The sequence below is a fragment of the Pseudoalteromonas sp. S3260 genome, from assembly GCF_005886925.1.
GTDB lineage: Bacteria > Pseudomonadota > Gammaproteobacteria > Enterobacterales > Alteromonadaceae > Pseudoalteromonas > Pseudoalteromonas tetraodonis.
Genome location: NZ_PNCV01000302.1, coordinates 1 through 454, shown reverse-complemented (window position 1 = coordinate 454; position 454 = coordinate 1). Strand labels below are relative to the sequence as shown.

1 protein-coding gene is annotated in these 454 nt (G+C 41.0%); it reads right to left on the bottom strand.

All coding sequences use genetic code 11. The features are described from left to right. Window positions 1–202, bottom strand: a 202-nt coding sequence (locus CWC14_RS18570; RefSeq protein ID WP_138564357.1) for a pilin, incomplete at its 3' end; no start/stop codon positions are given. Window positions 203–454: the final 252 nt, after the last annotated feature.

Below are 454 nucleotides of genomic sequence, written 5' to 3'. Positions count from 1 at the left end.
AGTCAGCAGCAGATGTCGCATTCATAGCAACTGTTGCCTTTGCAGCCCCTGCAAGGTTAAGACATTCAGCAACACGTGCTTTAACCGTATAGTCTTGGTAGGCTGGTAAAGCTACTGCTGCCAGAATACCAACGATCGCAACAACGATCATTAATTCAATCAGGGTGAAACCCTGTTGTTTGTTTTGAGTCATTTTTTCCATGTTCCTCTCCTAAAGGATTGTTGGGCAAAGTTAAGGTAACCAGTGTTGCTAAATCGTTGATTCGGCAATTGGTCGACTAGTTGCTTGTACTGCGTGGGGCAACAAGCGCCTAGCAATGTAAAAATCTACAGGTTCAGATATCTTAGGAAGTATAGTCCAATTGTTGAATTCAACTAACTGAGACACCGTTCCTTGAGTGTAGATTTCTTTTATTACAGTTTCGTTGATTTATAACAAAGTATTACTACCTAA